This is a genomic window from Porticoccus litoralis (genome assembly GCF_030676955.1).
GTDB classification, from domain to species: Bacteria; Pseudomonadota; Gammaproteobacteria; order Pseudomonadales; family Porticoccaceae; genus Porticoccus; species Porticoccus litoralis.
In genome coordinates this window covers 168163-190306 of record NZ_JAUUUU010000001.1, presented here as the reverse complement: position 1 = coordinate 190306, position 22144 = coordinate 168163, and the positions used below count along the sequence as shown (strand labels likewise).

The following is a 22144-nucleotide window of genomic DNA, read 5'->3' as shown; positions in this document are numbered from 1 at the left end:
CCGGGCATGTCAGATGCCTTTTCCATCATGAGGCAAGGCATATGGCGCGACCATGGTCGTGGACCTCTACCAGATGGCGGTGGAGGCTCTGGATGGCGCTCTCCCAGTCGTCTTCACTGATTACAAACTGCATATCCACCTGTCGCATGGACTGGTGCATGGCCAGTACGCTGATGTCTTGCTCCGCCAGCGCGGCGACCGTTTTCGCCAAGAGGCCGGGTACCTGCATGTCACTACCAATGGCAGAGACAATGGCGACCTTTTGCTGGTTGATTTCAGCTTCCGGAAACAGATTTTCCAGTTCACGACAAATACGTTTGACGGTTTTCAGGTTCGTGGACAGGTAGTGGGTAATGGTGTTGGCATTGATGTCCTTGGACACCACGTGCCCCCGAAAACGCTCGATGATGCCGAGAATGGCGCTGTCGCTCTGCGCATAATTCCCCGCCATATCCTGATTGAACAGTTCAATGGCAAAGATGCCACGGCAGCCGGCGATAATCTCTACACAGGGTTTATCACTGACGTAGTCGCTGGTGATAAGGGTGCCGCTATGTTCCGGTTCAAAGGTATTTTTTACCCGCAATGGAATCTGGTTCTGACGCAGGCCTTTGGCCGCCTTGGGGTGGATGGCCTCCATGCCCAGGTTAGCCAGCTGGTCGGCCACATCGTAATTTGTCCGGCCAATGGGGACGGCATTTTCATTGCCCACAACCCGGGGATCAGCGCTGCTGAGGTGAAATTCCTTATGGATGATGGCTTCCCTGGCGCCGGTTATCACGGCTAGGCGCGAAAAGGTCATTTCACTGTACCCACGGTCAAACGAGGACATCAGCCCGCTATCTGTGTGTGCATAACCTGTAACAATAGGCAGTTGGGTGTCGAGGTCCAGATCCTTGAACGCGGATTGAATGCGTTCGTCCAGGGAAATGTGACGGTTGGTTTTCCAGCCTGTGAGATCGACAAAGCAGGCATTGACCCCATCCCTTTGTAGAAGTTGAGCAGTATTCCATGCGCTATGGGCCTCTCCGATGCTGGCAAGCATCTCCCTGACCGTGGCCAGGTGGACGTCCAGTGCAAAATGGCCGTGTTGGCAGAGCTTCTTCAGGTCGGTAAGACAGCGTTCTGCTTCGTTGAGGCGGCTGCCGATGAATTCATTGGCACGGGTGAGCAGATCCCTTTCGGGAAAGAGTGCTTCGTTAATGGCAAATAAGCGTCTTTTCAGTTCTATCAGTAAGTCCTGCCAGCTGTCATCCTTAACACCATTGGCAAACGAGGCAAAGATACCTGGTTGTCCGGTTTTTTTATGTTCAAGCAGCTGATCGGTAACGCCTCCGTAAGCCGAGACGACAAAGACACGCTGGTAAAGCGTATCACCCGCTGGACGATGGATAATGTTATCCCGCACAGCAGCGTAATCGTTCATGGAAGTTCCGCCAATTTTTTCCACGCTGTGAAAACCCATTAAAAAATCACTCCTGTCATTGGGGTTAGTGAAATGCGTTGTTAAGGGGTGCGATCAGGCTTCGACGCTGTCGGCGTTCAGCTCATAGGCGCCTTCTGCGTTGTGAACTTCCTTGCCATTCAGAGGAGGGTTGAAGACACAGGCCATTTTCATTTCCTTGAATGCCCTGAGTATGTGACGGTCGTGTTTGTCCAGAATGTATAGCGTGCCCGGTGTTATCGGGTATTTTTTGCCGTCGTCGAGCGTCTCCACTTCACCCTCGCCGGACATGCAGTAAACCGATTCCAGGTGGTTCTGGTAGTGCATGTGGAAATCGGCACCGGCGTAGATGGTGGTGATATGGAAGGAAAACCCCATGCTGTCATCTTTCAGCAGCATGCGTGTACTTTCCCAGTTGCCATCAGGGGAAACAATACGGCGGTTAGTTTGTTCGGCTTGTTGCAGTTGTCTGACGATCATGTTGTCCTCGGCGCTTGAATAAAAGGGTAAATGACGCCCTTCGATACTTTGAAGGGCGCTATCACATCGGGACGCTGGTTCAGCTGGCCAGCCGTTTAACGTTGAAGTATTTTTTCTGGGCAGGGATGCTGTCTTCTTTTGCGCAAACTTCGCGAATGGTGTTTTCGATGATATCGATACCGCGGGTGAGATTTTCCTCACTGATAATCAGCGGGCAAAGCAGTTTTACGACTTGATCATCGGCGCCACTGGTTTCGATAATGAGGCCCTGCTTAAATGCGCTGCGGGTAATTTTTTCTGCTAGTTCACCATTGACACAGTTGATGCCCTGAAACATTCCCCGACCGCGAGTAGTAAAGTTGCCATCACCATATTGGTCGACGATGGTATTGAGGCGCTGTGACACGTATTCGCCTTTTTTCTTAACTTGTTTGGAGAACTGGTTGTCAGCCCAGTAATGGTCGATAGCCGCCTTGGCAGTGACAAAGGCAAAGTTGTTGCCCCTGAAAGTCCCGTTGTGCTCACCGGGCTTCCAGTGGTCCAGCTCCGGACGAATCAGCACCACGGCAAAGGGCAGGCCGTAGCCGCCCAGTGATTTCGACATGGTGATGATGTCGGGATAGATGCCCGCTTCTTCGAAACTGAAATAGGTTCCGGTGCGACCACAGCCTGCCTGAATATCATCGACAATCAACAACACATCGTGCTTGCGGCAGATTTTTTCCAGGTTGCGTAGCCATTCGAAGCTGGCGGCATTGATGCCACCTTCGCCCTGAACCGTTTCCACGATCACCGCCGCGGGTTTGTCGATGCCGCTGCTGGAGTCGGTCAGTACCTTGTCCAGGTAGATGGTGGTGTCGATGTGATCTCCCAGGTAGCCGTCATAGGGCATACGGCTGGTGCCGCTGAGGCTTACCCCGGCAGCACCGCGGTGGTGTGAATTGCCGGTGGCCGACAGGGAACCGAGGCTGACCCCGTGGAAGCCATTGGTAAATGCGATGATATTTTCCCGGCCCTTGATGTTGCGGGTCAGCTTAAGCGCCGCTTCCACGGCGTTGGTGCCGGTGGGGCCGGTAAACTGCATGACATATTCGAGGTTGCGGGGCTTGAGGATCTTCTCGTTAAAACTTTCCAGGAATTCACCTTTTGCCTTGGTGTGCAGATCCAGGCCGTGGGTGATGCCATCCTGGTGGATATACTCAAGTAGTTTCTCTTTGAATACCGGGTTGTTGTGTCCGTAATTGAGGGTGCCGGCTCCGGCGAGAAAGTCCAGGTACTGGTTGCCTTCCTCGTCGTAAAGGAATTCGCCCTGCGCTTTGTTGAAGACGCGCGGGAAAGAACGGGCGTAGCTCTGAACTTCTGATTCGATCTCTTCAAAAATTTTCATAATGGAGTGTCCTCTTCCTGAGTGAGTTATGAGGCCTCAATGACCTGTGCATTATTAAATGGCCCAATTTTGACGAGGCATTCGGTGTCGTGTTGACCCCGAAAGTGCCTGTCCCGGTCAAATAGGGTTGAATCTTGTGTGTTGGTGCCCAGGCGGTCTGCAAGGCGTTTGAACAGCCCCCAGGAAGCCTGGTTGTCAGCCGTTATGGAGGTTTCCAGGTAGGAAACCTTGGCGCACTGCGGTCGCCTGAGTATCTCGAGCAGCATTCGGCTAGCCAGGCCAAGACCACGGGCCTGTTCGTGGACGGCAACTTGCCAGATGAACAGCGTGTCTGGTCGATCGGGTATCAGGTAGCCAGAAATAAAGCCAACCAGTCGATCGCCCATGTCTACAGCAACCGACGTGTCTCGAAAATGCGAGCATTGCAGCAGATTGCAGTAGACGGAGTTCTGGTCTAGAGGCGGGCACTCAGATACCAGTTGATGTACCTGTGCACCATCTTCCGGCAGCGGTGGACGAAATGAAGTGGCGTGATTCATTGGGTAAAAATTCTCGGGTAAATATGTATAGTTCAAATAATATTTGTTTGTTCGATTTTTAGTATTCGCAGATTTCTATGGGGTTTTCATAGATAATTTTCAAGTCAGGGATTAAATATTGTTTAGAGTTCGAAGTATTATACAGAAAACAGGCAAGCGATCCAAACGGACAGCTATCCATAGGAGGAGAGTGTTCGGCATATACTGTGCCTGAAGCTGATTGGGGGAAGTGACGTTGGAATCGATAGAACAGGTATTGATCGCCCTGCGGCGGGTTATCCGGGCGACGGATTTATATTCCAAGCATCTGGCCAAGACCAGCGGACTTACCGCACCCCAGATCCTCCTTTTACAGGCGATAAGGGACCGTGGGCAGGTAACGATTGGTGAGCTGGCGGAGGAGATCAGTCTCAGTCAGGCGACGGTAACGACGATTATTGATCGGCTGGAGAAACGCGGTCTGGTATACCGACAGCGGTCAACAGAGGACAAGCGGAAGGTTCATGCTTTTCTCACGGATAAAGCTGAACAGGTGCTTCAGGATGCGCCCATGCCATTGCAGGAGCACTTTGCCAGGCAATTTGACGAGCTGCATAACTGGGAGCAGAACATGATTCTTTCGTCCCTGCAGCGGATTGCTGAAATGATGGATGCCCAACACATTGATGCCTCGCCAATCCTGGATATCGGCACGCTGGACCGCTCTTCTACCCCGGCGGAAAAGGGAGCAGCAGCGGGCTCAGAAAACCCGCTGCTGTCCGGCGAAGAGGTCAATCGATCAGTGCGTATTCGTCACGCAGAATCTGAATAATTTCGGCTTTGGGGTTTTCTGGTAAATGCAGTGTTTCGCCAGTGATTCGCTCAGCGATGGATACATAGGTTTTTGATACTTCCATCAGTACGGATTCCGGCAGTGCATTGTGTTGTGCCAATGCCTTGCGCTCATCCATCCGATCCTTGTTGAGCAGAATGTCTGGGTCGGGGAAGTGGTTAAGCAGCAGCTGTCTGAAGCTTTCCTTGGAGTTTTCAACCACCTCACCATTTCGGTAGCTGGGGCCGTCCCAGATTCTGGATGAGTCAGGGGTGCCTACTTCATCCATGTAGATCAGTTTGCGCTGGCCATGGCTGTCGGTGACGTAGCCGAACTCGAATTTGGTATCCACGAAAATCTGGTCAATCGACGCAAGGGCATTGCTGATCACGTCAAAGCCTTCTTTCAACAGCACTTCGTAGCGATCGATATCACCGAGGCTGCGGAAGTTAAAAGCCTGATAATTGTTTTCGATATCGGCCCGTGAAATATTCACATCATCTGCTTCGGGAATACCCGGCAGTCCGGTCATGATGCCTTTGGTGGATGGTGTGATCAGCAGTTCGGGAAGCTTCTGGTCTTTTTGCAGATCGTCAGGCAATTGGATTCCACAGAATTCCCTTTCACCCTTGAGGTAGGAGCGCCACATGGAACCGGTAATGTACTGTCGGCAAATGGCCTCAATCATTACGGGCTCTGCTTTTTGCACAATCCACACCAGCGGGTGGGGGATTTCCAAAATATGGCTATCCGCTAGGCCTTTCTCTCTGAACAGCTTGAACCAGTGATTGGAGATGGCGTTGAGGGCGGCGCCTTTGCCAGGCACCCCATTCATGCCACCTTCGCCGTGCCAGATACAATCAAAGGCAGAAATTCTGTCGCTGATTACCATGATAGCCAGAGGGGCGTCTGCCGCCACATCGTAGCCGCGTTCTTTAATTAGACGGCGACTATCTGATTCTGTCAGCCAGTAGACAGAGCGAACTTTGCCGCTATGGATAGGGTCGTGGGTGCGAATGGGCAGGTCGTCGTTGACGGCCAGTACTTTATCGGCGAGGTTCATTGTGTTGTGTCCTGTCATCGGCGGAGATAATTACGTTATTGCTCAGCCTGTCTCCGCTGCCAGTGTGCATTTCGGGTTTAGTAAACCCGACCAGTGAAGGCGGGAAATTCTACCAGAACGTGAACGCGGCACCAGATGCCGCGCGTCATTCTTGTTGATGATTTAGTCGGGTCGCAGGGCGTACTTGCCGGTTCCCTGAAGGGCCACGGCTATGGCAGCTAGCAGGAACATGCCCTGCAGTTCAATACCCCAGCCACCATGGTTTGTGAGGGAAAAGACATCACCGCCGTGAACCAGGATGATGGCGGCCAGCATGTTGCCAGCAATTAAAATGGCACCCAGGCGGTTGAAGTAACCAAGAATGACCATCAGGGGCGCAAGCACTTCACCGAGATATACCAGGTAGGCCAGCTCGCTGGGCAAGCCAAAATTGCTTAGCTTACCGCTGATAAAGTCTAGGGTACCCGGGTTGATAATTTTCGCTACCCCGTGCAACAGAATCATGATGCCAAGACCGAGTCTCAATAGAAATGTTGCCAGTGATTGGTAGTAATTCATGGTTGCCTGACTCCTGCACTATGCTGGAAATAACCGGGGTATTTCGGTGATATTAGCAGCGCACAGCAATCTTTCCTATTCACGGCGGTGAGTTTCTTGGTCAGCTTCGGCCTTCAAGGTATGATGGCGCCCGTATTGGGCAGCGATACCCGTCAGAGTAACTAGTGGAGACTGGCAATGATTATCAAACCGAGAGTCCGTGGCTTTATGTGCATTACCACCCATCCGGTGGGCTGTGAGGCCAATGTCAAACAGCAGATTGACTACATCAAAAGTCAGGGATCTTTTGATGGGCCCAAGAGAGTGCTGGTGATCGGAGCTTCCACGGGGTACGGGCTGGCCGCAAGAATTACTGCTGCCTTTGGCTGTGGAGCGTCTACGCTGGGCATCTTTTTTGAGAAAGAGGGTGCTGACAAGAAACCGGGTACAGCCGGCTGGTACAACTCGGCAGCTTTCCACAAATTCGCGGAGGCAGAGGGCCTGTATGCAAAAAGCATCAACGGTGATGCCTTCTCCGATGAGATCAAACAGAAAGCCATTGAGACGATCAAGGCTGACCTAGGACAGGTGGACCTGGTGATCTACAGCCTGGCTTCACCTCGCCGCCAGCACCCAAAAACCGGTGAACTGTTTAACTCCACACTTAAGCCCATTGGTAAGGATGTGACCTTGCGGGGCATTAACACCGATAAGGAAGAAATTCAGGAGTTTTCTCTGGAAGCGGCCAGTGATGAAGAAATTGCCAACACTGTTGCGGTGATGGGTGGTGAAGACTGGCAGATGTGGATGGAAGCTCTGGATTCAGCCGGGGTGCTGTCAGAAGGCGCCAAGACCGCAGCATTTACCTACGTGGGCGAGAAAGTGACCTGGGATCTCTACTGGGATGGCACCATTGGTCAGGCGAAAAAAGACCTCGACAAGAAGGTGCTCGGTATTCGTGAGCAACTAGCAGCAATTGGTGGTGATGCTCGGGTGGCGGTACTGAAGGCTGTGGTAACACAGGCTAGTTCGGCCATTCCCATTATGCCGCTCTATCTTGCCCTGCTGTTCAAGGCCATGAAGGACGCGGGCACCCACGAGGGGTGTATTGAGCAGTTATATCGCTTGTATACCGAGTGCCTCTATAGTGATGACCCGAGAATGGATAGTGAAGGCCGGATACGTGTGGATGAACTGGAACTGCGTCCAGAAATTCAGCAGCGGGTGTCTGAAGATTGGTCCCGCATTACCACCGAGAATATTCCGGAACTGACCGACTTCAAGGGTTACAAGCACGAGTTCCTCAAGCTATTTGGTTTTGATATTGAGGGCGTTGATTACGACGCGGATGTGGACCCCGTCGTACCCATCAAAAACCTGGTTTAGGGGGCTGAACAAAGAGGGGGCTGCAAAAACAGGATGCAATGACGTTGTACCGACTGTCTCCTCTGGTTAGGCGGGTGACCGCGCCGAACAGCAACCTCATGACTGGTCCCGGGACCAACAGCTATTTGGTGGGTAACCGAGAGCTGGCACTGATTGATCCGGGGCCTGCCATTCCCTCGCACATAGATCAATTGCTTACCTTCTGCGGTGACCGTTTGCGCTGGATTCTGGTGACCCATACCCACCCAGATCATTCACCAGCAGCCAAACAGATCTCGAATGTCACCGGCGCAAAGATGATTGGTTGTGTCATGGCTGATGATGGTCATCAGGACCGCACCTTCGAGGTGGAGGAAAACCTCAACCACGGACAATTGCTGGAATCCCCGGAATTTATTCTTGAGGCAATCCATACACCGGGCCATGTAGCCAACCAGTTCTGCTTCCTGCTGCAGGAAGAGGGCATGCTCTTTTCCGGGGATCACATTATGCAGGGCTCCTCCGTGGTGATTATTCCCCCCAGCGGCAATATGGCGGCCTACATTCGATCTACCCGGCATTTGATGAATTATTCCATTAACACCATTGCGCCTGGCCATGGCGATCTGCTGAATAATCCGGCGGGTGTTCTGGAGCAGATAGTTAACCACCGGCTTCAGCGGGAGCAGAGGGTTATTGAGGCGCTTCGACATTTGGGTGAATCCGGGATGGATACACTACTGAAACATGTCTACAGCGATGTCAGTACCGATCTCTTACCCATGGCGAAATTGTCCCTGTGGGCACATTTGCTCAAGCTGGAAGAAGACGGCGTAGCACAGAAGAAGATTGCTCAGCACTGGGCCTTTGGAGAAGAGCGCTGGGTACTGTTGCCGTAACAAATATCCTTTATTCCTGTTGCGAACCCTGTCTGCGCCTTCTATACAGAAGAAATGGATACTGATATTCACACACTGTCAGGCCTATTTGATCAACTGGGCCTGCCCTCCAGCCAGCAGGAGATAGAGGGGTTCGTGGCGGCTCACAAGCCTCTGCCGAGTGATGTCTATCTGGCCGCAGCGCCTTTTTGGAATTGTGCCCAGCGTGCCTTTATCGCAGAGGCGATCACCAACGACTCCGACTGGGCAGAACAGGTCGACCAACTTGACGCGCTGCTACGCTCCTGACCCGACAGAGTGAGGCCCCTGATATGAGAGGTTGAGACTCCTGATATGAGAGGTTGAGACTCCTGATATGACAAGTTGAGACTCTCGCTGCTCGCCTGCTTTGCCCGTATAATGCCAGCCCCGCAGAATACGGACGTCAGATGTACGAAAATCAGCAGTTCCAATGGCACTTTTTACATCCGCGATACTGGCTGACCTGGCTGGGCATCGGCTGCTGGTGGTTGCTGGTTATGCTGCCTTATCCGCTAATTGTCTGGTTGGGAACCCAGGTGGGGGCGGTCATGTACTGGATTGGCGGCTACCGGCGCGAGATCGCTGAAATCAACCTTAAGCTCTGCTTTCCGGATATGGACGAAGCCCAGCGCCGAAAATTGTTGCGGGATAATTTTACCAGCTATGGCATCGCGTTCTTTGAGATTGGGATTGCCTGGTGGTGGCCCACTGGGCGTTTTAATCGTTTGGTGCAATTGGAAGGCATGGAGCACATTGAGCAGCTCAACGGTAGGGGTGCTTTGCTCATGGCCATCCACTACACCACACTGGAGATCGGCGCCTCCGCTTTGTCCTCCCGGCACTCCATTGATGGGATGTACAGGGCACACAAGAATCCCGTCTACGATTATGTGCAAAGCCGTGGTCGCAGGGCACGCGATCCTGTCGGGGTGGTGTATCCCAGGGAGGATGTCAGGGGTATGTTCAAGGCCCTACGCCAGGGGCGGATTATCTGGTATGCCCCGGACCAGGATTACGGTCGCAAGCAAAGTGTTTTTGCGTCGTTCTTTGGTGTACAGGCCGCCAGTGTGACGGCAACTGCACGATTTGCAAAAACCGGGAATGCTGCCGTATTGCCATTTTCCCATGTCCGTCTGCCGGGTAGCCGGGGTTACCGTGTCACCATTCATCCGCCACTGGAAAATTTTCCCGTTGGTGACGATGTGGTAGATGCCGAAACGGTGAACCGCAAGGTGGAGGAATTCATACTGCAACAGCCTGACCAGTACATGTGGATTCACCGTCGTTTCAAAACCCGTCCCGAGGGCGAAGTACGCCCCTATCCAAAAAGTAATTCCAAAAAGTAAAACCAAAAGTAAATAAAGATACGCGCTGCTGGCAGATAAGCCCTTAAATCTTGTGTAAGTGCTTGTGTGGTCTTGAGCGGGTCAGTACCATTACGCCTTTGATTTTTCTCCTGACTTTTTGAGGCCCTTGATGATCACCGGAAGTATTGTTGCTCTGGTCACTCCCATGCTGCGTGAAAACCTGGAAGTGGACTGGGACCGGCTGAAGCGTCTGGTGGAGTGGCACATTGAACAGGGTACCCATGCCATTGTGGCAGTGGGCACTACGGGAGAGTCTCCCACCCTGGACGTACAGGAGCATATGGCGACGATTGCTGCCATTGTTGAAGACGCAGCCGGTCGTATTCCCGTGATTGCCGGAACAGGAGCGAATTCAACCCGGGAAGCTATAGAGTGGACCCAGCGCGCCCAACAGGCGGGTGCTGATGCCTGTCTTCTGGTGACGCCTTATTACAACAAGCCGACCCAGCAGGGCCTTTATCTTCATCACAAGGCCATTGCAGAAGCTGTGGATATTCCTCAGATTCTCTACAACGTGCCGGGCAGAACCGCCTGTGACATGTTGCCGGAAACAGTGATCCGGCTTGCAGATATTCCCAATATTGTCGGTATCAAGGAAGCCACCGGAGATCTGGGGCGCGCGCGACAACTGATAGAAAACTGTCCGTCGGATTTTGCGATTTATTCAGGGGACGATGCCACGGCCCTGGAATTGATTCTGATGGGGGGTCACGGCGATATTTCGGTGACCGCGAACGTTGCACCCCAGTTAATGTCTGAGATGTGCCGGCTTGCGCTGGCAGGACAGGCGGAAGAAGCGCGTGCTATTAATCAGGTATTGCTACCCCTTCACAAACACTTGTTTGTGGAGTCGAACCCTATCCCCGTCAAGTGGGCAGTTGCAGAAATGGGGCTGATGGAACATGCCATCCGTCTGCCGTTGACGGATTTGTCAGCCGAACACCATGAAACGGTGTTGACTGCCCTGAAACAAGCCGGCGTATTGAACGGCAACTAAGAGAAAGCGGAGCCCTGAATGAAACCAAGTCTGAGACTTTTCTGTGTGACGGTGCTGACATTGGCCGTGGCAGGTTGTGGCAAAAGTCCAGTGAGGGACCGCAGTAATGACTACCTGCAGGCTGTGGAAGTACCGCCCATGTCGGTGCCCGAAGATCAGAGCAGCTCAGCCATCGGCGAGCTCTACGATATTCCGGTAATTGCTGATACGTCAGCAGCTCCTCAACGTTTCAGGCTGCCAAGACCCCAGCCCTTGTCGGAAACCACGTTCGAAGAGATCGTCAAGATTGATACTTTCGGCGACAAGCGCTGGATCGCCATCAATAAACCGCCAGCTGAAGTCTGGCCGAGAATACGCAATATTCTTTCGCGTAGCCAGGTTCCCACAACTCGGGTGGACGCCACCGCTGGTGAAATTGAAACGGCCTGGCTTGAGTTCAAGGACGACGATGTAAACAGTCACCGTTTCCGTTTTACGATCAGGCCCGGTGTTGGAGTTAACAGCACCGAAGTCAGCATTCTGGAAATGTCTGCGCCGCTGGGTAAAGAATCAGACGTTTCAGAATGGCCGCAAAGCTCCATGAGCGATGCCCGCGAGCAGGAGTTTCTGCAGATTACTTCCGATGCGTTGGCCCATGAAATCAACAGTGGCAGTGTCTCTCTTCTGGCCCAGAATATCGGTGGCGACGATCGTGTGAAGGTCATCGCTGATGAAGCTGTCGACCCCTATCTCCAGATCAGACTCGGTTACGACAGGGCCTGGAATTCAGTAATTAACTCTCTCTCCAAAGGGGGGTTCACGGTTCTGGATCAGGATCGCTCTGCAGGACGAGTCAGCGTCGAATACAAGGAAATTATCCTGGTTGAGGAAGGTGGAACAACACTAATGGATCTGGTGCTCAACTTTGGTCAGAAAGATGAGGAGCTGCCACCGGTAAAATACCAGGTCACTCTCTCCGAGAACCAGCAGATTGTGGAAGTTCGCGTGCTGGATGAGGCACGTAACCAGCTTGATCGCCCCTCGGCGATGAAGCTCCTTAAAGTGATCCGCGGCAATCTAAGTTAAGTACGGATGCGCTTTGCCTCATTGGGCAGCGGCAGTAAGGGTAACGCCACAGTTGTGGACTGTGGCTCTTCAAGGTTCCTAGTGGATTGTGGTTTCTCGATCCGGGAAACGGAACGTCGACTACTGCGTTTAGAGTTAACGCCTGCCGATATTGGCGCTGTACTGGTTACACACGAGCATACAGACCATCTTCGCGGCGTATTCCCTCTAGCGAAGAAATACAATATCCCGGTTATTATGACTGCCGGCACCAGTAAGGCTGCCAAAGCTCCCTCAGTACCCCTCACGTTGATAGACAGCCATTCTCCCTTTGTATTCGGTGATGTAACTATCACTCCGGTATCTGTGCCACACGACGCCAGAGAGCCCGTACAGTACATTTTCAGCTGTCGTGGCTTGAGGTTGGGGGTGCTGACCGATATTGGCAGTATTACTCCCCATGTGGTCGATGAGTACTCTGGTTGTGACGGCCTGTTGCTTGAATGCAATCATGATCTGCAGATGTTGCAAAACGGCCCATACCCTATGGCGTTGAAACAGCGAATTTCCAGTCCCTGGGGACACCTGAGTAATGACCAGTCACTGGCTCTACTGGAAAGTATTGACCTGCAGCGAATGCAACATCTTGTTGTTGGCCACGTCAGCTTACAGAACAATGCGTTGGAAATTGTGAAGGGATTGATGCAAGAGGTTGATTCAAAGCTACCTTCTGTTCACTACGCCTGCCAGGAAGAGGGCTTTGGCTGGCTGGAATTGAAAGCTTCTTGAGGTGTTTCGGTCAGTTTGACGTCATTTTTTGATCAGCGGTGCCGAGCATTTGCACAGCTATCAAGGTTTTCTCGATGGTTGTTGTCCACAATTACATTAATAACTTTAGGGGAATCTTCAGAACCTCTCCTAAGTTATTGATTCCTGATTTTGGAAATCATAACCTATTGAAATATAAATAAAAATTAAACTGATCAAAAAATAACCAGTTTGTGTCTGTATCCCTGTTCATGGGGATTTGGCTGGGTTTTACGAAAGTAATGCACAAAGTTATCCACAGATTTTGTGGGTAACTTTTTTGAAGAAAGTCGCAAAATCTGTCAACCAAATTCAGATTGGAACGTTTATTGAGTGCAATGGGTTGGCAGGCTGACTTGGCCATCAGTTTGCTCGGCAAGCAATCTGGCATCCACACAGTTGAGTTTGTCATTGCCTGCGAGCAGAACAGTTTTGAGCTGGCCAAGAAATAGCAGTGGTTTAATCTCGGTCAATAAGTTGTTGTCGAGGTTGACATGAGTGAGACCGGTAAAGATTTCCAACCCGGCCAATGTGCGAATACCCGCATTGGAGCAATTGAGTTGCCGAAGGGTACCGGCTTTATGGGCCTTCTCGTCAAAAATGGCCTGTTTGACACAGTTAGAGAGACTCTGGTCAGTGATTTTGTAGTCAGTAAACAAATCGGGTTGCTCAAAGACTGGTTGTTCATTGAAGGTATAGATGTAGTTTTCGCAGCCGGTCAGTACGAGGATGGAAAAGAGGTTGAGAAGAATGGCGATGTTTTTCATAAGGCTGCGAACCAGTTAATGCCGAAGGGCGGCAAATCACTTGAAAAGGTTTTTGCTTCTATCACAATAAGGATAAAGCAAATTTGAAAGGAAGGTGTCAAAGCCTTTAACTTTTTATTCATGAACGAGGAATAACCATGAAAAAACTTCTGTTAATAGCGCTGGTGGGAGCATTGACGGCCTGTATGTCTACGGATCCCTATACCGGTCAGCAAAAAACCAGTAATACTGCAAAAGGTGCAGGTATTGGTGCTGTGACGGGTGCAATTATCGGCGCCGCAACGTCCAGTGATGATGACCGCAAGAAAGGAGTTATTACCGGAGCTGTAGCAGGAGCCGCGGTGGGCGGTGGTGTTGGCTATTACATGGACCGACAGGAGGCTGCTCTCAGAGCAAAGCTGGAAGGTACGGGTGTTAGAGTTGTTCGGGAGGGAGACTCTATCCGTTTGGTCATGCCCAGCAATATTACCTTTGGTGTTGACCGTTACGAGGTGCGTCCCGAGTTCTATAACACGCTGGAGTCTGTTGCGCTGGTGCTGAAAGAATTTAACAAGACCAATATTCGGATTGCCGGTCATACCGATTCAACCGGCAGTTCCGAGTACAATCAGACACTCAGTGAACGTCGAGCCGCCAGTGTGGGACAGCTGTTGATCAGCCAGGGCATTGCCAGTGGTCGGGTTTGGACCACTGGGTATGGTGAACGTTACGCCATTGCTGATAATAGTACCGAATATGGCCGTCAGGCTAACCGCCGGGTGGAGTTGGAGTTGGTTCCCATTCAGTAAGATGACAAACAGTCTTTCCATCCTATACCGGCCCGGCTTTGAAAGCCGGGCCGGTTTACTTTCCGATACTCTTGGACTGCAGTGCTTTGCCATTACAGCAAGCGCTTCCATGTCGGGCATGGCGCTGGTAGTCGATGAAGCAGGGCTTGCCCTGCAACAGCTGGGTCCGAAAGCTCCGGGTCCGGTGCGTTGCGACTTCAGTAGCGGGACGGCTCGACACCGCCGTCTTTATGGTGGGGGTAAGGGGCAGGACATTGCCAAGGCAATAGGCCTGTCCCATAAAGGATTTAAACCGAGGGTGCTGGATCTGACTGCCGGCCTGGGACGGGATGGATTTGTTCTCGCCAGCCTTGGAGCCCAGGTCACAATGGTAGAGAGACATCCCATCGTGTTTGCTTTGTTGACTGACGGGTTGTCCCGTGCCCGTGAAAGTGCGGAATATGAAGCAGACGGGGAGTTACTGGGCATTCTGGATCGAATTCACGCCGTGCACAGTGAGTCCTCTGAATTCTTACAGAATTTAACTGCGGACCAGTCTCCAGATGTGATTTATCTCGATCCGATGTTTCCACCCAGGGATAAGTCCGGCAAGGTGAAAAAAGAGATGCAGCTATTTCATCAGTTGGTGGGTATGGCGGCAGAAGATAGTGACAGGCTTTTGTCCTTGTCACTGCAGCAGGCCAACTATCGGGTGGTGGTTAAGCGACCCGCCCACGCGCCTTTTCTCAACGGTCGTGAGCCGGGCTATTCGCTCAAGGGGAAGTCCACCCGCTTTGATATCTATCCTTTGAAAAAACTCCCTTAGAGTAAGCTGTTCATCCTGATCAGCCTTCTACCATTCGTAACCAATCGCGATCACCCACTCTTCGTCGGCATGTTTCTGTTCATCGGAGGGTTCGCTGACATAGTCATAATCGTAGCGTAGCTCACTGAACAGGTTGCCCATCAGGGGGAGTTTGACCCCTGTGCTGCTTTCCGTTTGATTGTTGTTGACGTCATCCATTGCCCACAGCAGTTCATGGTGGTGGAACAGGGTCAGTCTACTACCGGGCACCGGCCAGTTCATTTTGAAGCCCCAACGTCCTGCCAGATCGTTATCGGAACCATCCTCCGGATGGTGTGAAATCAAATACGCCGCACCCAACTGCATATCAAAGTTCATCTGATTGTCCAGGTTAAAGCGTTGCCCAAAACCGGCACCGAGCTCGTATTGCTCGTCGATAGCATTAAACCGATCTTTTTCATAGCCGAGCCGTGTGTAGCTGAACCAGCGTTGGTTAAAGTCGTAGTTAAGCTGGTAGTTTCCTTCGTAGCGTTCATCCACCACGTCACCATCGCTGGTCTCTGACTCCGCCAGCAGTTCCACCTGGTGACGGAACTGATCCTGTAGCCACTGGGCGTTGACAATGAAGTTCAGGTCCGACGAGTCGGTATTGCCGTCTTTTCGGTTAAAGCTGAGGCGTGAGTCGCCACTGAAGGCAGGTGGAGGTTCAATAGCTACCAGCGTCGCCAGGGGCTGAGTCTCAACAAGCCCATCAGCACAACTGGCTTTAACGCTTTCTTCGAGGTTGAGGGCGCAGTTATGGGCAATGCCATCCGGGGTTCTGACTTCGGGAATGACTGCAGTTGAGGTGAAGTGAGCCACTTTTTCTTTGGGAATGCTGAGTTTGCCCAGGTTGTCTGACTTCCATATCACCTGTTTTTTATCTACAGCCTGCAACTCGCCGTGGATAACATCGCCATTATTCAGGGTGATGGTCCCAGCCATGGCAACCTGGCTGGTAAAGGATAGAAAGATCAGAGCTCTAGCGGCCAAAGCCGTGAGAAAGCGCATAAGTGACTCCTTGTAAAGGGTGATCCTTAAAATGATCAAAATAACTGCCTACGAAAATTTTCTTCGCTTGGATGGGTTGTTGTTAACAAGCAGGAAAGGGTAGTTGTTAGCCCAGCAGCTTTTCCAGGATTCGCTGGTAAATAATGCTCAGTTGATCGATGTCCGCCACGCTGGCGCACTCGTCTACTTTATGAATGGTGGCGTTGACAGGACCAAGCTCAACGACCTGCGTGCCAAATGGAGCTATAAATCGTCCGTCAGAGGTGCCTCCCGCGGTAGACAACTCAGTGCTGAGACCGGTGACTTCGCGGATGCTGGCAACCGTTGCCTCGACCAGTTCGCCTTCTGCTGTCAGAAAGGGTTGTCCGCTCAGATGCCACTGGATGTCGTAATCAAGGTTGTGTTTGTCCAGGATGGCCCCGGTACGTTCGCGGAGTTGTTCCGCCGTGACTTCAGTGGAAAAACGGAAATTGAAGACGACGTGGACTTTGCCGGGAATCACGTTGGTGGCACCGGTACCGCCCTGAATATTGGATACCTGGAAACTGGTGGCAGGGAAAAAATCATTGCCATTGTCCCAGCTTTCCGCGGCCAGTTCTGCAAGCGCCGGAGCTATCCTGTGGATGGGATTGTCTGCCAGGTGGGGGTAGGCGACATGTCCCTGAATGCCTTTAACCGTCAGTTCGGCACCGAGTGAACCCCGTCGCCCATTCTTGACGACATCACCTACCTGTTTTGAGCTGGAGGGCTCGCCGACGATACACCACTCGGGAATGGCATTCTGTTCTCGCAGCCATTCCACTACTTTCACGGTGCCGTCCACAGCGATGCCTTCCTCGTCGCTGGTAATGAGAAAGGCAATTTGTCCCCGATGGTCCTGGTGGTCGGCAAGGAAGCGCTCCACACTGGTAATCATGGCCGCCAGAGAACCTTTCATATCAGCGGCGCCACGCCCGTAGAGGATGCCGGACTCTATTTTTGGCTCAAAAGGTGGCCGTTGCCAGTCATTTTCTGGGCCCGTAGGAACAACATCTGTGTGCCCGGCAAAGCACAGGGTTGGACCATTTTTACCGTGTACCGCCCAGAAGTTTTCAACATCTCCGAAAGGTAACCTGACGACACAGAATCCCAGTGCTTCAAGCCGTTCAATCATTAACTGCTGGCAGCCATCATCAAAGGGTGTGACGGATCGGCGGCGAATCAGTTCGCAGGTCAGGTCTAGCGTGGGGGATTCAGTGGTCATCACAAAATGCTCTCAAATCGAGGGCGTAAGTTTAGCGGGCTGAACTGGGATAGGCTACCGTTCAGCGGCAGCCTGTCAGCATCAGGTGACCCGGTGAAGGGTATTGCCATCGGTATGGTCGAATTCACGGCCGTAGATATCCAAAAGGGTGGATTCCTTGTAGGACAGGCTGTCATCTTTGACTGTAATGGAATGACGGTAACTCAGCGTTTTGGCGTTTTTCGCCATAAAGGGAGATTGCAGGATGTTCCAGTGGGGATCATCGTGGCTGGCACTGACGTCGATTTGGGTTGCGCCTTCGGTTGTTGTCAGGGCTTTGCCGGCAGCAAGTACACAGAGCGCACGTGGAATGGTCAAAGACTGGATGACCTGTTTTTCAGCAGGATCCCACAACCAATAGCCCACCTGATCGTGGAAGACCTCATCATTGGATTTGCGACAAACCACCTGATGGTATCCCACGATCCAGAGTTGCTGTGATTCAGCATTTTTTACCTCTCCGGCGGCTTCACAAACCAGCGTTTCGTAGTAGGGGTTCTGCTCGGTACCATCCGATTCAGGAGCCACGTCCATACCAGTGTCACCTTTCCAGATGCCGATGAGGTTGGCCAAAGGGCCGTATTCTGAATAATCCATGGAATCTCCTGCTTTTTTCTGGCAATAAATTAACCAGAATGAAGCATTATCTTAAACAGAAATTTCTGTGACATTGGCATGGTGAGGATTTTCTGGAAACAAAAAACCCGGCAAATGGGCCGGGTTTTTCCCCTCATAGAAGCTAGTTAGAAGCGTGTAAGGCTTCATTGAGTTCCACAGCAGATTTGTTGGTCAGGCATTCCACAGCACCGGTACTCGAGTTGCGACGGAACAGCAGATCGTCCTTGCCGGCCAGATCACGTGCTTTTACCTGGTCGACCACCTTGTTCTGGTCATCCAGCAGAGTAACTTTGGTTCCTGATGTGATGTAAAGGCCAGCTTCGATGGTGCAGCGGTCGCCGAGCGGGATGCCAAGACCGGAGTTGGCGCCCAGTAGGCATTTTTCACCAATGGTGATAATGATATTGCCGCCTCCGGACAATGTGCCCATGGTTGAGCTGCCGCCGCCGAGGTCAGACCCCGATTTAACAAATACGCCTTGGGAAATACGCCCTTCCACCATGCTGGTGCTTTCAGTTCCAGCATTAAAATTGACAAAACCTTCGTGCATGATGGTTGTGCCTTCACCAATATAGGCACCAAGACGTACTCGGGCTGTGTCGGCAATACGAACACCCGCGGGGACTACGTAATCGACCATTTTCGGGAACTTGTCGATGCTGTCGACAGACAGGCTGTTGCCGGTGAGTCGTGCTTGCAGTTGCCGTGCAGGGAGTTCCTCAAGATCAATAGCGCCCTCGCTGGTCCATGCCACGTTGCGCAACACACCAAACAGGCCGGTGAGGTTGGTCGAGTTGGGTTTGACCAGGCGATGGGAGAGAAGGTGCAGCTTCAGATAACCCTCGGGGACAGAACCCGGCGCATCGTCATTAGCTAGAACGGTGGCTACGGCCGGGCGTGAACTTTCCTGTAACTGTTTTGCAATGGTAGCCTGATCTGCATGACCACTGCTGGCAAATGCGCCGGCTAGTTTGGACAACTGTTCGGTGGACAGGCCCATGGCCTGATTGCCGCCCTGGTAGTCCAGCACAGATTGCAGAATGTCGCTGACTTCCTTGCTGGGGTTGAGCAGAGGCCTGGGGTAATAAACTTCCAGCCAGTCACCATGGTTGTTCTGGGTGCCGATGCCCAATCCGAAGCTGTAAAGTGCAGTCATTTTTTGTTCAGTCTCCAAAATTACGTGTTATTACTTGTTAAAGCAGGTTGCGTAAATGTCGGGTTTGAAACCGATGGTGATGTTGCCATTGGTAACCAGAACCGGACGTTTGATCATGGCAGGGTATTCCAGAAGCAAAGTCGCAACGTTGTCTGCTGACACCTGTTGTTGGACCTCGGGGTCGAGTTTTCGCCAGGTGGTTCCCGCTTTGTTGAGTACCTTTTGCCAACCGACAGCAGCGATCCAGGAATCGATCATTGACAGATCGAGTCCATCGGCGCGGACATCGTGAAAGCGGTAGGCAATTTCGTGTTCGTCCAGCCAGCGCCGGGCTTTCTTGACTGTATCGCAGTTTTTGATGCCGTAGAGAACAGTGTCAGTCATAGGTCGTCACGCAGTTGTCATGAATTGTTGCTATTAACTACCAATAGGCCCGTCGCCTTAAAGCCGCCGCGAAGGATAGCAAACTTGGGAGATGCAATCACGGGAGACTGCCATGAAAACCATTGCCTTGATTCGACATGCCAAGTCGTGCTGGAAAGACAGCACGTTGCCCGACCTTGACCGGCCCCTTAATCGGCGGGGTCGTGTCAGTGCCCCGGAAATGGGTCGACGTTTGCAGATGCAACCGGTCTCTCTGAAACGGTTTTATACCAGCCCGGCAGTCAGGTCGGTGGAAACGGCAGGGTGGTTGATGCCGTGTCTGGGGCTGGGTGCGATGAGTTTGGAGGTGGTACCTGAACTTTATACCTTTAACTATGAGGATGTTCTTAGCTGGATGCGTGGCCTCGATGCAGATGTCGATAAATTTGCGGTGATCTGCCACAACCCGGCTATGACAGACCTGGTCAATTTTCTCACCCTCATGAAAATACAGAAAATACCCACTTGTGGTGTCGTCCTGTTAAACATCGACCTCAATCACTGGGGAGACCTGGGGGCAGGTATGGCTGAGTTGGCCTACTTCGACTTTCCAAAGAGTGTCACGGGAAAGACAATATCCCTAGGCGTGGCATAAGAGTCTACGCCCAGTTGATTCTTCAGGCTTTTCGATTTTTGACGGGATGTTTGCGGTTTGGAAAGCAGGTTTTACAGATATCGCAGGTCAGACCATTGCAGCTGCGGGCCGGGCAGAATTCACGACCGTAGTAGATGATCTGAAGGTGTAGTGCATTCCAACTCTCTTTTGGAAACAACCTCTTCAAATCTTTTTCTGTTTGCGCCACGCTCTTTCCATTGCTCAGTCCCCAGCGCTGTGCAAGGCGATGAATGTGGGTATCTACCGGAAATGCGGAATGACCAAAGGCCTGTGACATGACCACGCTGGCTGTTTTATGTCCGACGCCAGGAAGGGTTTCCAGTGCCGCCATATCCTCGGGCACCTCGCCGCCGTAGTCTGCGGTCAGGATTTGCGACAATTTCACGATGGCTTTTGATTTCTGGGGAGCCAGCCCGCAGGGGCGGATAATGTCGTAGACCTGCTCGAGGGGCACCTGGCTCATGTCTCGGGCATTGTCAGCCAGGGTAAATAGTTCCGGTGTGACCTGATTGACCCGTTCATCGGTGCATTGTGCTGACAACAGTACGGCGACCAAGAGCGTATAGGCATCCTGGTGAGCCAGTGGGATGGGTGGGTTAGGGTATAGCTCTGATAATCGCTGGCGAATAAATTCGGCGCGTTCTTTCTTTAACATCGGGTCAGGCCGGATTTTTTCTGGCGTTGATGACAAAACGACGTATGCGCAGTGCCGCTTCACGGCATTCGTCCAGGGGTGCTACCAACGCCATTCTGACCCGATTTTCCCCCGGATTGACTCCCTCGGCGTGGCGGGCCAAGTAGCGACCGGGGAGTACGGTAATGTGTTCATTGGCAAACAGTTCCCGGGCAAAATTCTCATCGCTACCCACTTTTGCAGCACTGGTGTCTGCCCAGAAGTAGAAGCCGGCATCGGGAAGGCTCAGGGGTAATGTGTCGTCGAGTATTTCTTTGAACACATCAAACTTCTGTCGGTATTGTTCACGGTTTTCGATCACATGTTGCTCGTCATTCCAGGCTGCAATGCTCGCCAGCTGGGTGGGCACGGGCATGGCGCAGCCATGGTAGGTTCGATAACGCAGGAATGACTGCAACACCTTTGCGTCGCCGGCCACAAAACCGGAGCGTAAGCCCGGCAGGTTGGAGCGTTTCGACAGGCTGTGGAATACCACGCAGCGGCTGTAGTCGAGGCGATCCATCTGGGCACAGGCTTGGAGCAGGCCAGGTGGCGGGTTGTTTTCGTCCGGGTAGATTTCCGAATAGCATTCGTCGCTGGCGATGATGAAATCGTGGCGATCAGCCAGCTGAATCAGTTGCTGCAAAAGAGGGATGTCCATCACCGCGCCGGTGGGATTACCCGGGCTGCACAGGTAAAGAAGCTGACAGTGTCGCCAGGTTTCTTCATCCACTGCATCAAAATTCGGCAGATAATTGTTATCAGCGGTGCAGTTAAGAAATTTCAGTTCCGCCCCTGCCAGAAACCCTGCGCCCTCGTAGATCTGGTAGAAAGGGTTGGGGCTGAGAATCAGGGGGGTACCAGCACGGTCGACCACAGCCTGAGCGAAGGCGAACAGCGCCTCCCGTGTGCCATTCACCGGCAGTACCTGCGTCTCGGCATCAACGGCGTCCAGCTGAAAGCGGCGACACAACCAGGTGCTAATGGCTTCCCTCAATTCAGGAATACCTTTGGTTAGCGGGTAGGCAGAGAGCTTTTCCAGAGAATCGGCCAATACCTGTTTCACAAATGCAGGCGCCGGGTGCTTGGGCTCACCGATGGATAGCGCGATATGCTGAAGGTTGTCAGGTGGGGTCAGACCGGCTTTCAGCGCGTTGAGCTTTTCAAAAGGGTACGGGTGGAGCTTGTCTAGGTCTTTGTTCATGATCGCCGTTATTGATTCAGAA

Annotated in this window: 26 protein-coding genes; 13 read left to right on the top strand and 13 right to left on the bottom strand. The window is 52.3% G+C overall.

Features of this window, described 5'->3' with window-relative positions:
• Nucleotides 1-25: 25 nt before the first annotated feature.
• From Q8A57_RS00935 to ectA, 4 genes are all read right to left on the bottom strand, one after another.
• A complete protein-coding gene (locus Q8A57_RS00935; RefSeq protein WP_305169045.1) occupies nt 26-1465 on the bottom strand; it encodes an aspartate kinase in 1440 nt (479 codons plus the stop codon).
• A 54-nt stretch (nt 1466-1519) separates the two neighbouring features.
• Complete coding sequence (locus tag Q8A57_RS00930) at nt 1520-1924, bottom strand: ectoine synthase (protein ID WP_305169044.1); 405 nt, start codon at nt 1922-1924, stop codon at nt 1520-1522.
• Nucleotides 1925-2003: 79 nt separating this feature from the next.
• Complete coding sequence (gene ectB / locus Q8A57_RS00925; RefSeq protein ID WP_305169043.1) at nt 2004-3311, bottom strand: diaminobutyrate--2-oxoglutarate transaminase; 1308 nt, start codon at nt 3309-3311, stop codon at nt 2004-2006.
• Nucleotides 3312-3337: 26 nt separating this feature from the next.
• Complete coding sequence (ectA, locus tag Q8A57_RS00920) at nt 3338-3850, bottom strand: diaminobutyrate acetyltransferase (RefSeq protein ID WP_305169042.1); 513 nt, start codon at nt 3848-3850, stop codon at nt 3338-3340.
• A gap of 235 nt (nt 3851-4085) precedes the next feature.
• Between ectA and Q8A57_RS00915 the strand changes: the two genes are divergently transcribed.
• Nucleotides 4086-4661: a MarR family winged helix-turn-helix transcriptional regulator gene (locus Q8A57_RS00915; RefSeq protein ID WP_305169041.1), complete on the top strand. Its 576-nt coding sequence runs from the start codon at nt 4086-4088 to the stop codon at nt 4659-4661.
• Here Q8A57_RS00915 and Q8A57_RS00910 read toward each other — a convergent pair.
• A complete protein-coding gene (locus Q8A57_RS00910; protein WP_305169040.1) occupies nt 4621-5724 on the bottom strand; it encodes a phosphoribosylaminoimidazolesuccinocarboxamide synthase in 1104 nt (367 codons plus the stop codon). The genes Q8A57_RS00915 and Q8A57_RS00910 overlap by 41 nt on opposite strands.
• 162 nt (nt 5725-5886) lie before the next feature.
• The gene (locus Q8A57_RS00905) at nt 5887-6282 is read right to left on the bottom strand and encodes a DoxX family protein (RefSeq protein WP_305169039.1); all 396 of its coding nucleotides are present in this window, start codon (nt 6280-6282) and stop codon (nt 5887-5889) included.
• 177 nt (nt 6283-6459) lie between these two features.
• Here Q8A57_RS00905 and fabV point away from each other — a divergent pair, with 177 nt between their 5' ends.
• From fabV to Q8A57_RS00850, 11 genes are all read left to right on the top strand, one after another.
• Nucleotides 6460-7647 (top strand): enoyl-ACP reductase FabV, encoded by a 1188-nt coding sequence (fabV, locus tag Q8A57_RS00900; protein WP_305169038.1) that lies wholly within the window; start codon nt 6460-6462, stop codon nt 7645-7647.
• Between the two features lie 38 nt (nt 7648-7685).
• On the top strand, nt 7686-8525 hold the full coding sequence (locus Q8A57_RS00895) for an MBL fold metallo-hydrolase (protein WP_305169037.1): 840 nt from the start codon (nt 7686-7688) through the stop codon (nt 8523-8525).
• Between the two features lie 54 nt (nt 8526-8579).
• On the top strand, nt 8580-8813 hold the full coding sequence (locus Q8A57_RS00890; RefSeq protein WP_305169036.1) for a DUF2789 domain-containing protein: 234 nt from the start codon (nt 8580-8582) through the stop codon (nt 8811-8813).
• Between the two features lie 140 nt (nt 8814-8953).
• Entirely contained in the window at nt 8954-9892 is a 939-nt protein-coding gene (gene lpxL / locus Q8A57_RS00885) for an LpxL/LpxP family Kdo(2)-lipid IV(A) lauroyl/palmitoleoyl acyltransferase (protein ID WP_305169035.1), read from the top strand.
• A gap of 130 nt (nt 9893-10022) precedes the next feature.
• Nucleotides 10023-10910, top strand: coding sequence for a 4-hydroxy-tetrahydrodipicolinate synthase (gene dapA / locus Q8A57_RS00880; protein WP_305169034.1), 888 nt, complete (start codon nt 10023-10025; stop codon nt 10908-10910).
• 18 nt (nt 10911-10928) lie between these two features.
• The gene (gene bamC, locus Q8A57_RS00875; RefSeq protein ID WP_305169033.1) at nt 10929-11975 is read left to right on the top strand and encodes an outer membrane protein assembly factor BamC; all 1047 of its coding nucleotides are present in this window, start codon (nt 10929-10931) and stop codon (nt 11973-11975) included.
• Nucleotides 11976-11981: 6 nt separating this feature from the next.
• Nucleotides 11982-12743, top strand: coding sequence for an MBL fold metallo-hydrolase (locus Q8A57_RS00870; protein WP_305169032.1), 762 nt, complete (start codon nt 11982-11984; stop codon nt 12741-12743).
• Between the two features lie 347 nt (nt 12744-13090).
• Nucleotides 13091-13213 carry a hypothetical protein gene (locus Q8A57_RS00865; RefSeq protein WP_305169031.1) on the top strand — a complete coding sequence of 41 codons (123 nt, stop codon included), beginning with the start codon at nt 13091-13093 and terminating at the stop codon, nt 13211-13213.
• Between the two features lie 42 nt (nt 13214-13255).
• Nucleotides 13256-13615 (top strand): hypothetical protein, encoded by a 360-nt coding sequence (locus tag Q8A57_RS00860; RefSeq protein ID WP_305169030.1) that lies wholly within the window; start codon nt 13256-13258, stop codon nt 13613-13615.
• 50 nt (nt 13616-13665) lie between these two features.
• Nucleotides 13666-14316, top strand: a complete 651-nt coding sequence (locus Q8A57_RS00855) for an OmpA family protein (RefSeq protein ID WP_305169029.1) — start codon at nt 13666-13668, stop codon at nt 14314-14316.
• Nucleotide 14317: 1 nt separating this feature from the next.
• The gene (locus Q8A57_RS00850; protein ID WP_305169028.1) at nt 14318-15121 is read left to right on the top strand and encodes a class I SAM-dependent methyltransferase; all 804 of its coding nucleotides are present in this window, start codon (nt 14318-14320) and stop codon (nt 15119-15121) included.
• Between the two features lie 27 nt (nt 15122-15148).
• Here Q8A57_RS00850 and Q8A57_RS00845 read toward each other — a convergent pair whose 3' ends face one another.
• The 5 genes from Q8A57_RS00845 to Q8A57_RS00825 all read right to left on the bottom strand — a co-directional run bounded on the left by Q8A57_RS00845 (nt 15149) and on the right by Q8A57_RS00825 (nt 19590).
• A complete protein-coding gene (locus tag Q8A57_RS00845; RefSeq protein ID WP_305169027.1) occupies nt 15149-16150 on the bottom strand; it encodes a DUF481 domain-containing protein in 1002 nt (333 codons plus the stop codon).
• 106 nt (nt 16151-16256) lie between these two features.
• Nucleotides 16257-17393, bottom strand: coding sequence for a succinyl-diaminopimelate desuccinylase (gene dapE, locus Q8A57_RS00840; protein WP_305169026.1), 1137 nt, complete (start codon nt 17391-17393; stop codon nt 16257-16259).
• 81 nt (nt 17394-17474) lie between these two features.
• Entirely contained in the window at nt 17475-18029 is a 555-nt protein-coding gene (locus Q8A57_RS00835; RefSeq protein ID WP_305169025.1) for a heme-binding beta-barrel domain-containing protein, read from the bottom strand.
• A 142-nt stretch (nt 18030-18171) separates the two neighbouring features.
• The gene (gene dapD / locus Q8A57_RS00830; RefSeq protein WP_305169024.1) at nt 18172-19206 is read right to left on the bottom strand and encodes a 2,3,4,5-tetrahydropyridine-2,6-dicarboxylate N-succinyltransferase; all 1035 of its coding nucleotides are present in this window, start codon (nt 19204-19206) and stop codon (nt 18172-18174) included.
• A 30-nt stretch (nt 19207-19236) separates the two neighbouring features.
• Complete coding sequence (locus Q8A57_RS00825) at nt 19237-19590, bottom strand: ArsC family reductase (protein ID WP_305169023.1); 354 nt, start codon at nt 19588-19590, stop codon at nt 19237-19239.
• Nucleotides 19591-19702: 112 nt separating this feature from the next.
• On the opposite strand from Q8A57_RS00825, the gene Q8A57_RS00820 reads away from it, so the two are divergent.
• The gene (locus Q8A57_RS00820; RefSeq protein ID WP_305169022.1) at nt 19703-20224 is read left to right on the top strand and encodes a SixA phosphatase family protein; all 522 of its coding nucleotides are present in this window, start codon (nt 19703-19705) and stop codon (nt 20222-20224) included.
• A 22-nt stretch (nt 20225-20246) separates the two neighbouring features.
• Here Q8A57_RS00820 and nth read toward each other — a convergent pair whose 3' ends face one another.
• Both nth and dapC read right to left on the bottom strand, forming a co-directional pair.
• Nucleotides 20247-20900: an endonuclease III gene (gene nth / locus Q8A57_RS00815; protein WP_305169021.1), complete on the bottom strand. Its 654-nt coding sequence runs from the start codon at nt 20898-20900 to the stop codon at nt 20247-20249.
• A 4-nt stretch (nt 20901-20904) separates the two neighbouring features.
• Nucleotides 20905-22122 carry a succinyldiaminopimelate transaminase gene (gene dapC, locus Q8A57_RS00810; protein WP_305169020.1) on the bottom strand — a complete coding sequence of 406 codons (1218 nt, stop codon included), beginning with the start codon at nt 22120-22122 and terminating at the stop codon, nt 20905-20907.
• Nucleotides 22123-22144 lie beyond the last annotated feature (22 nt).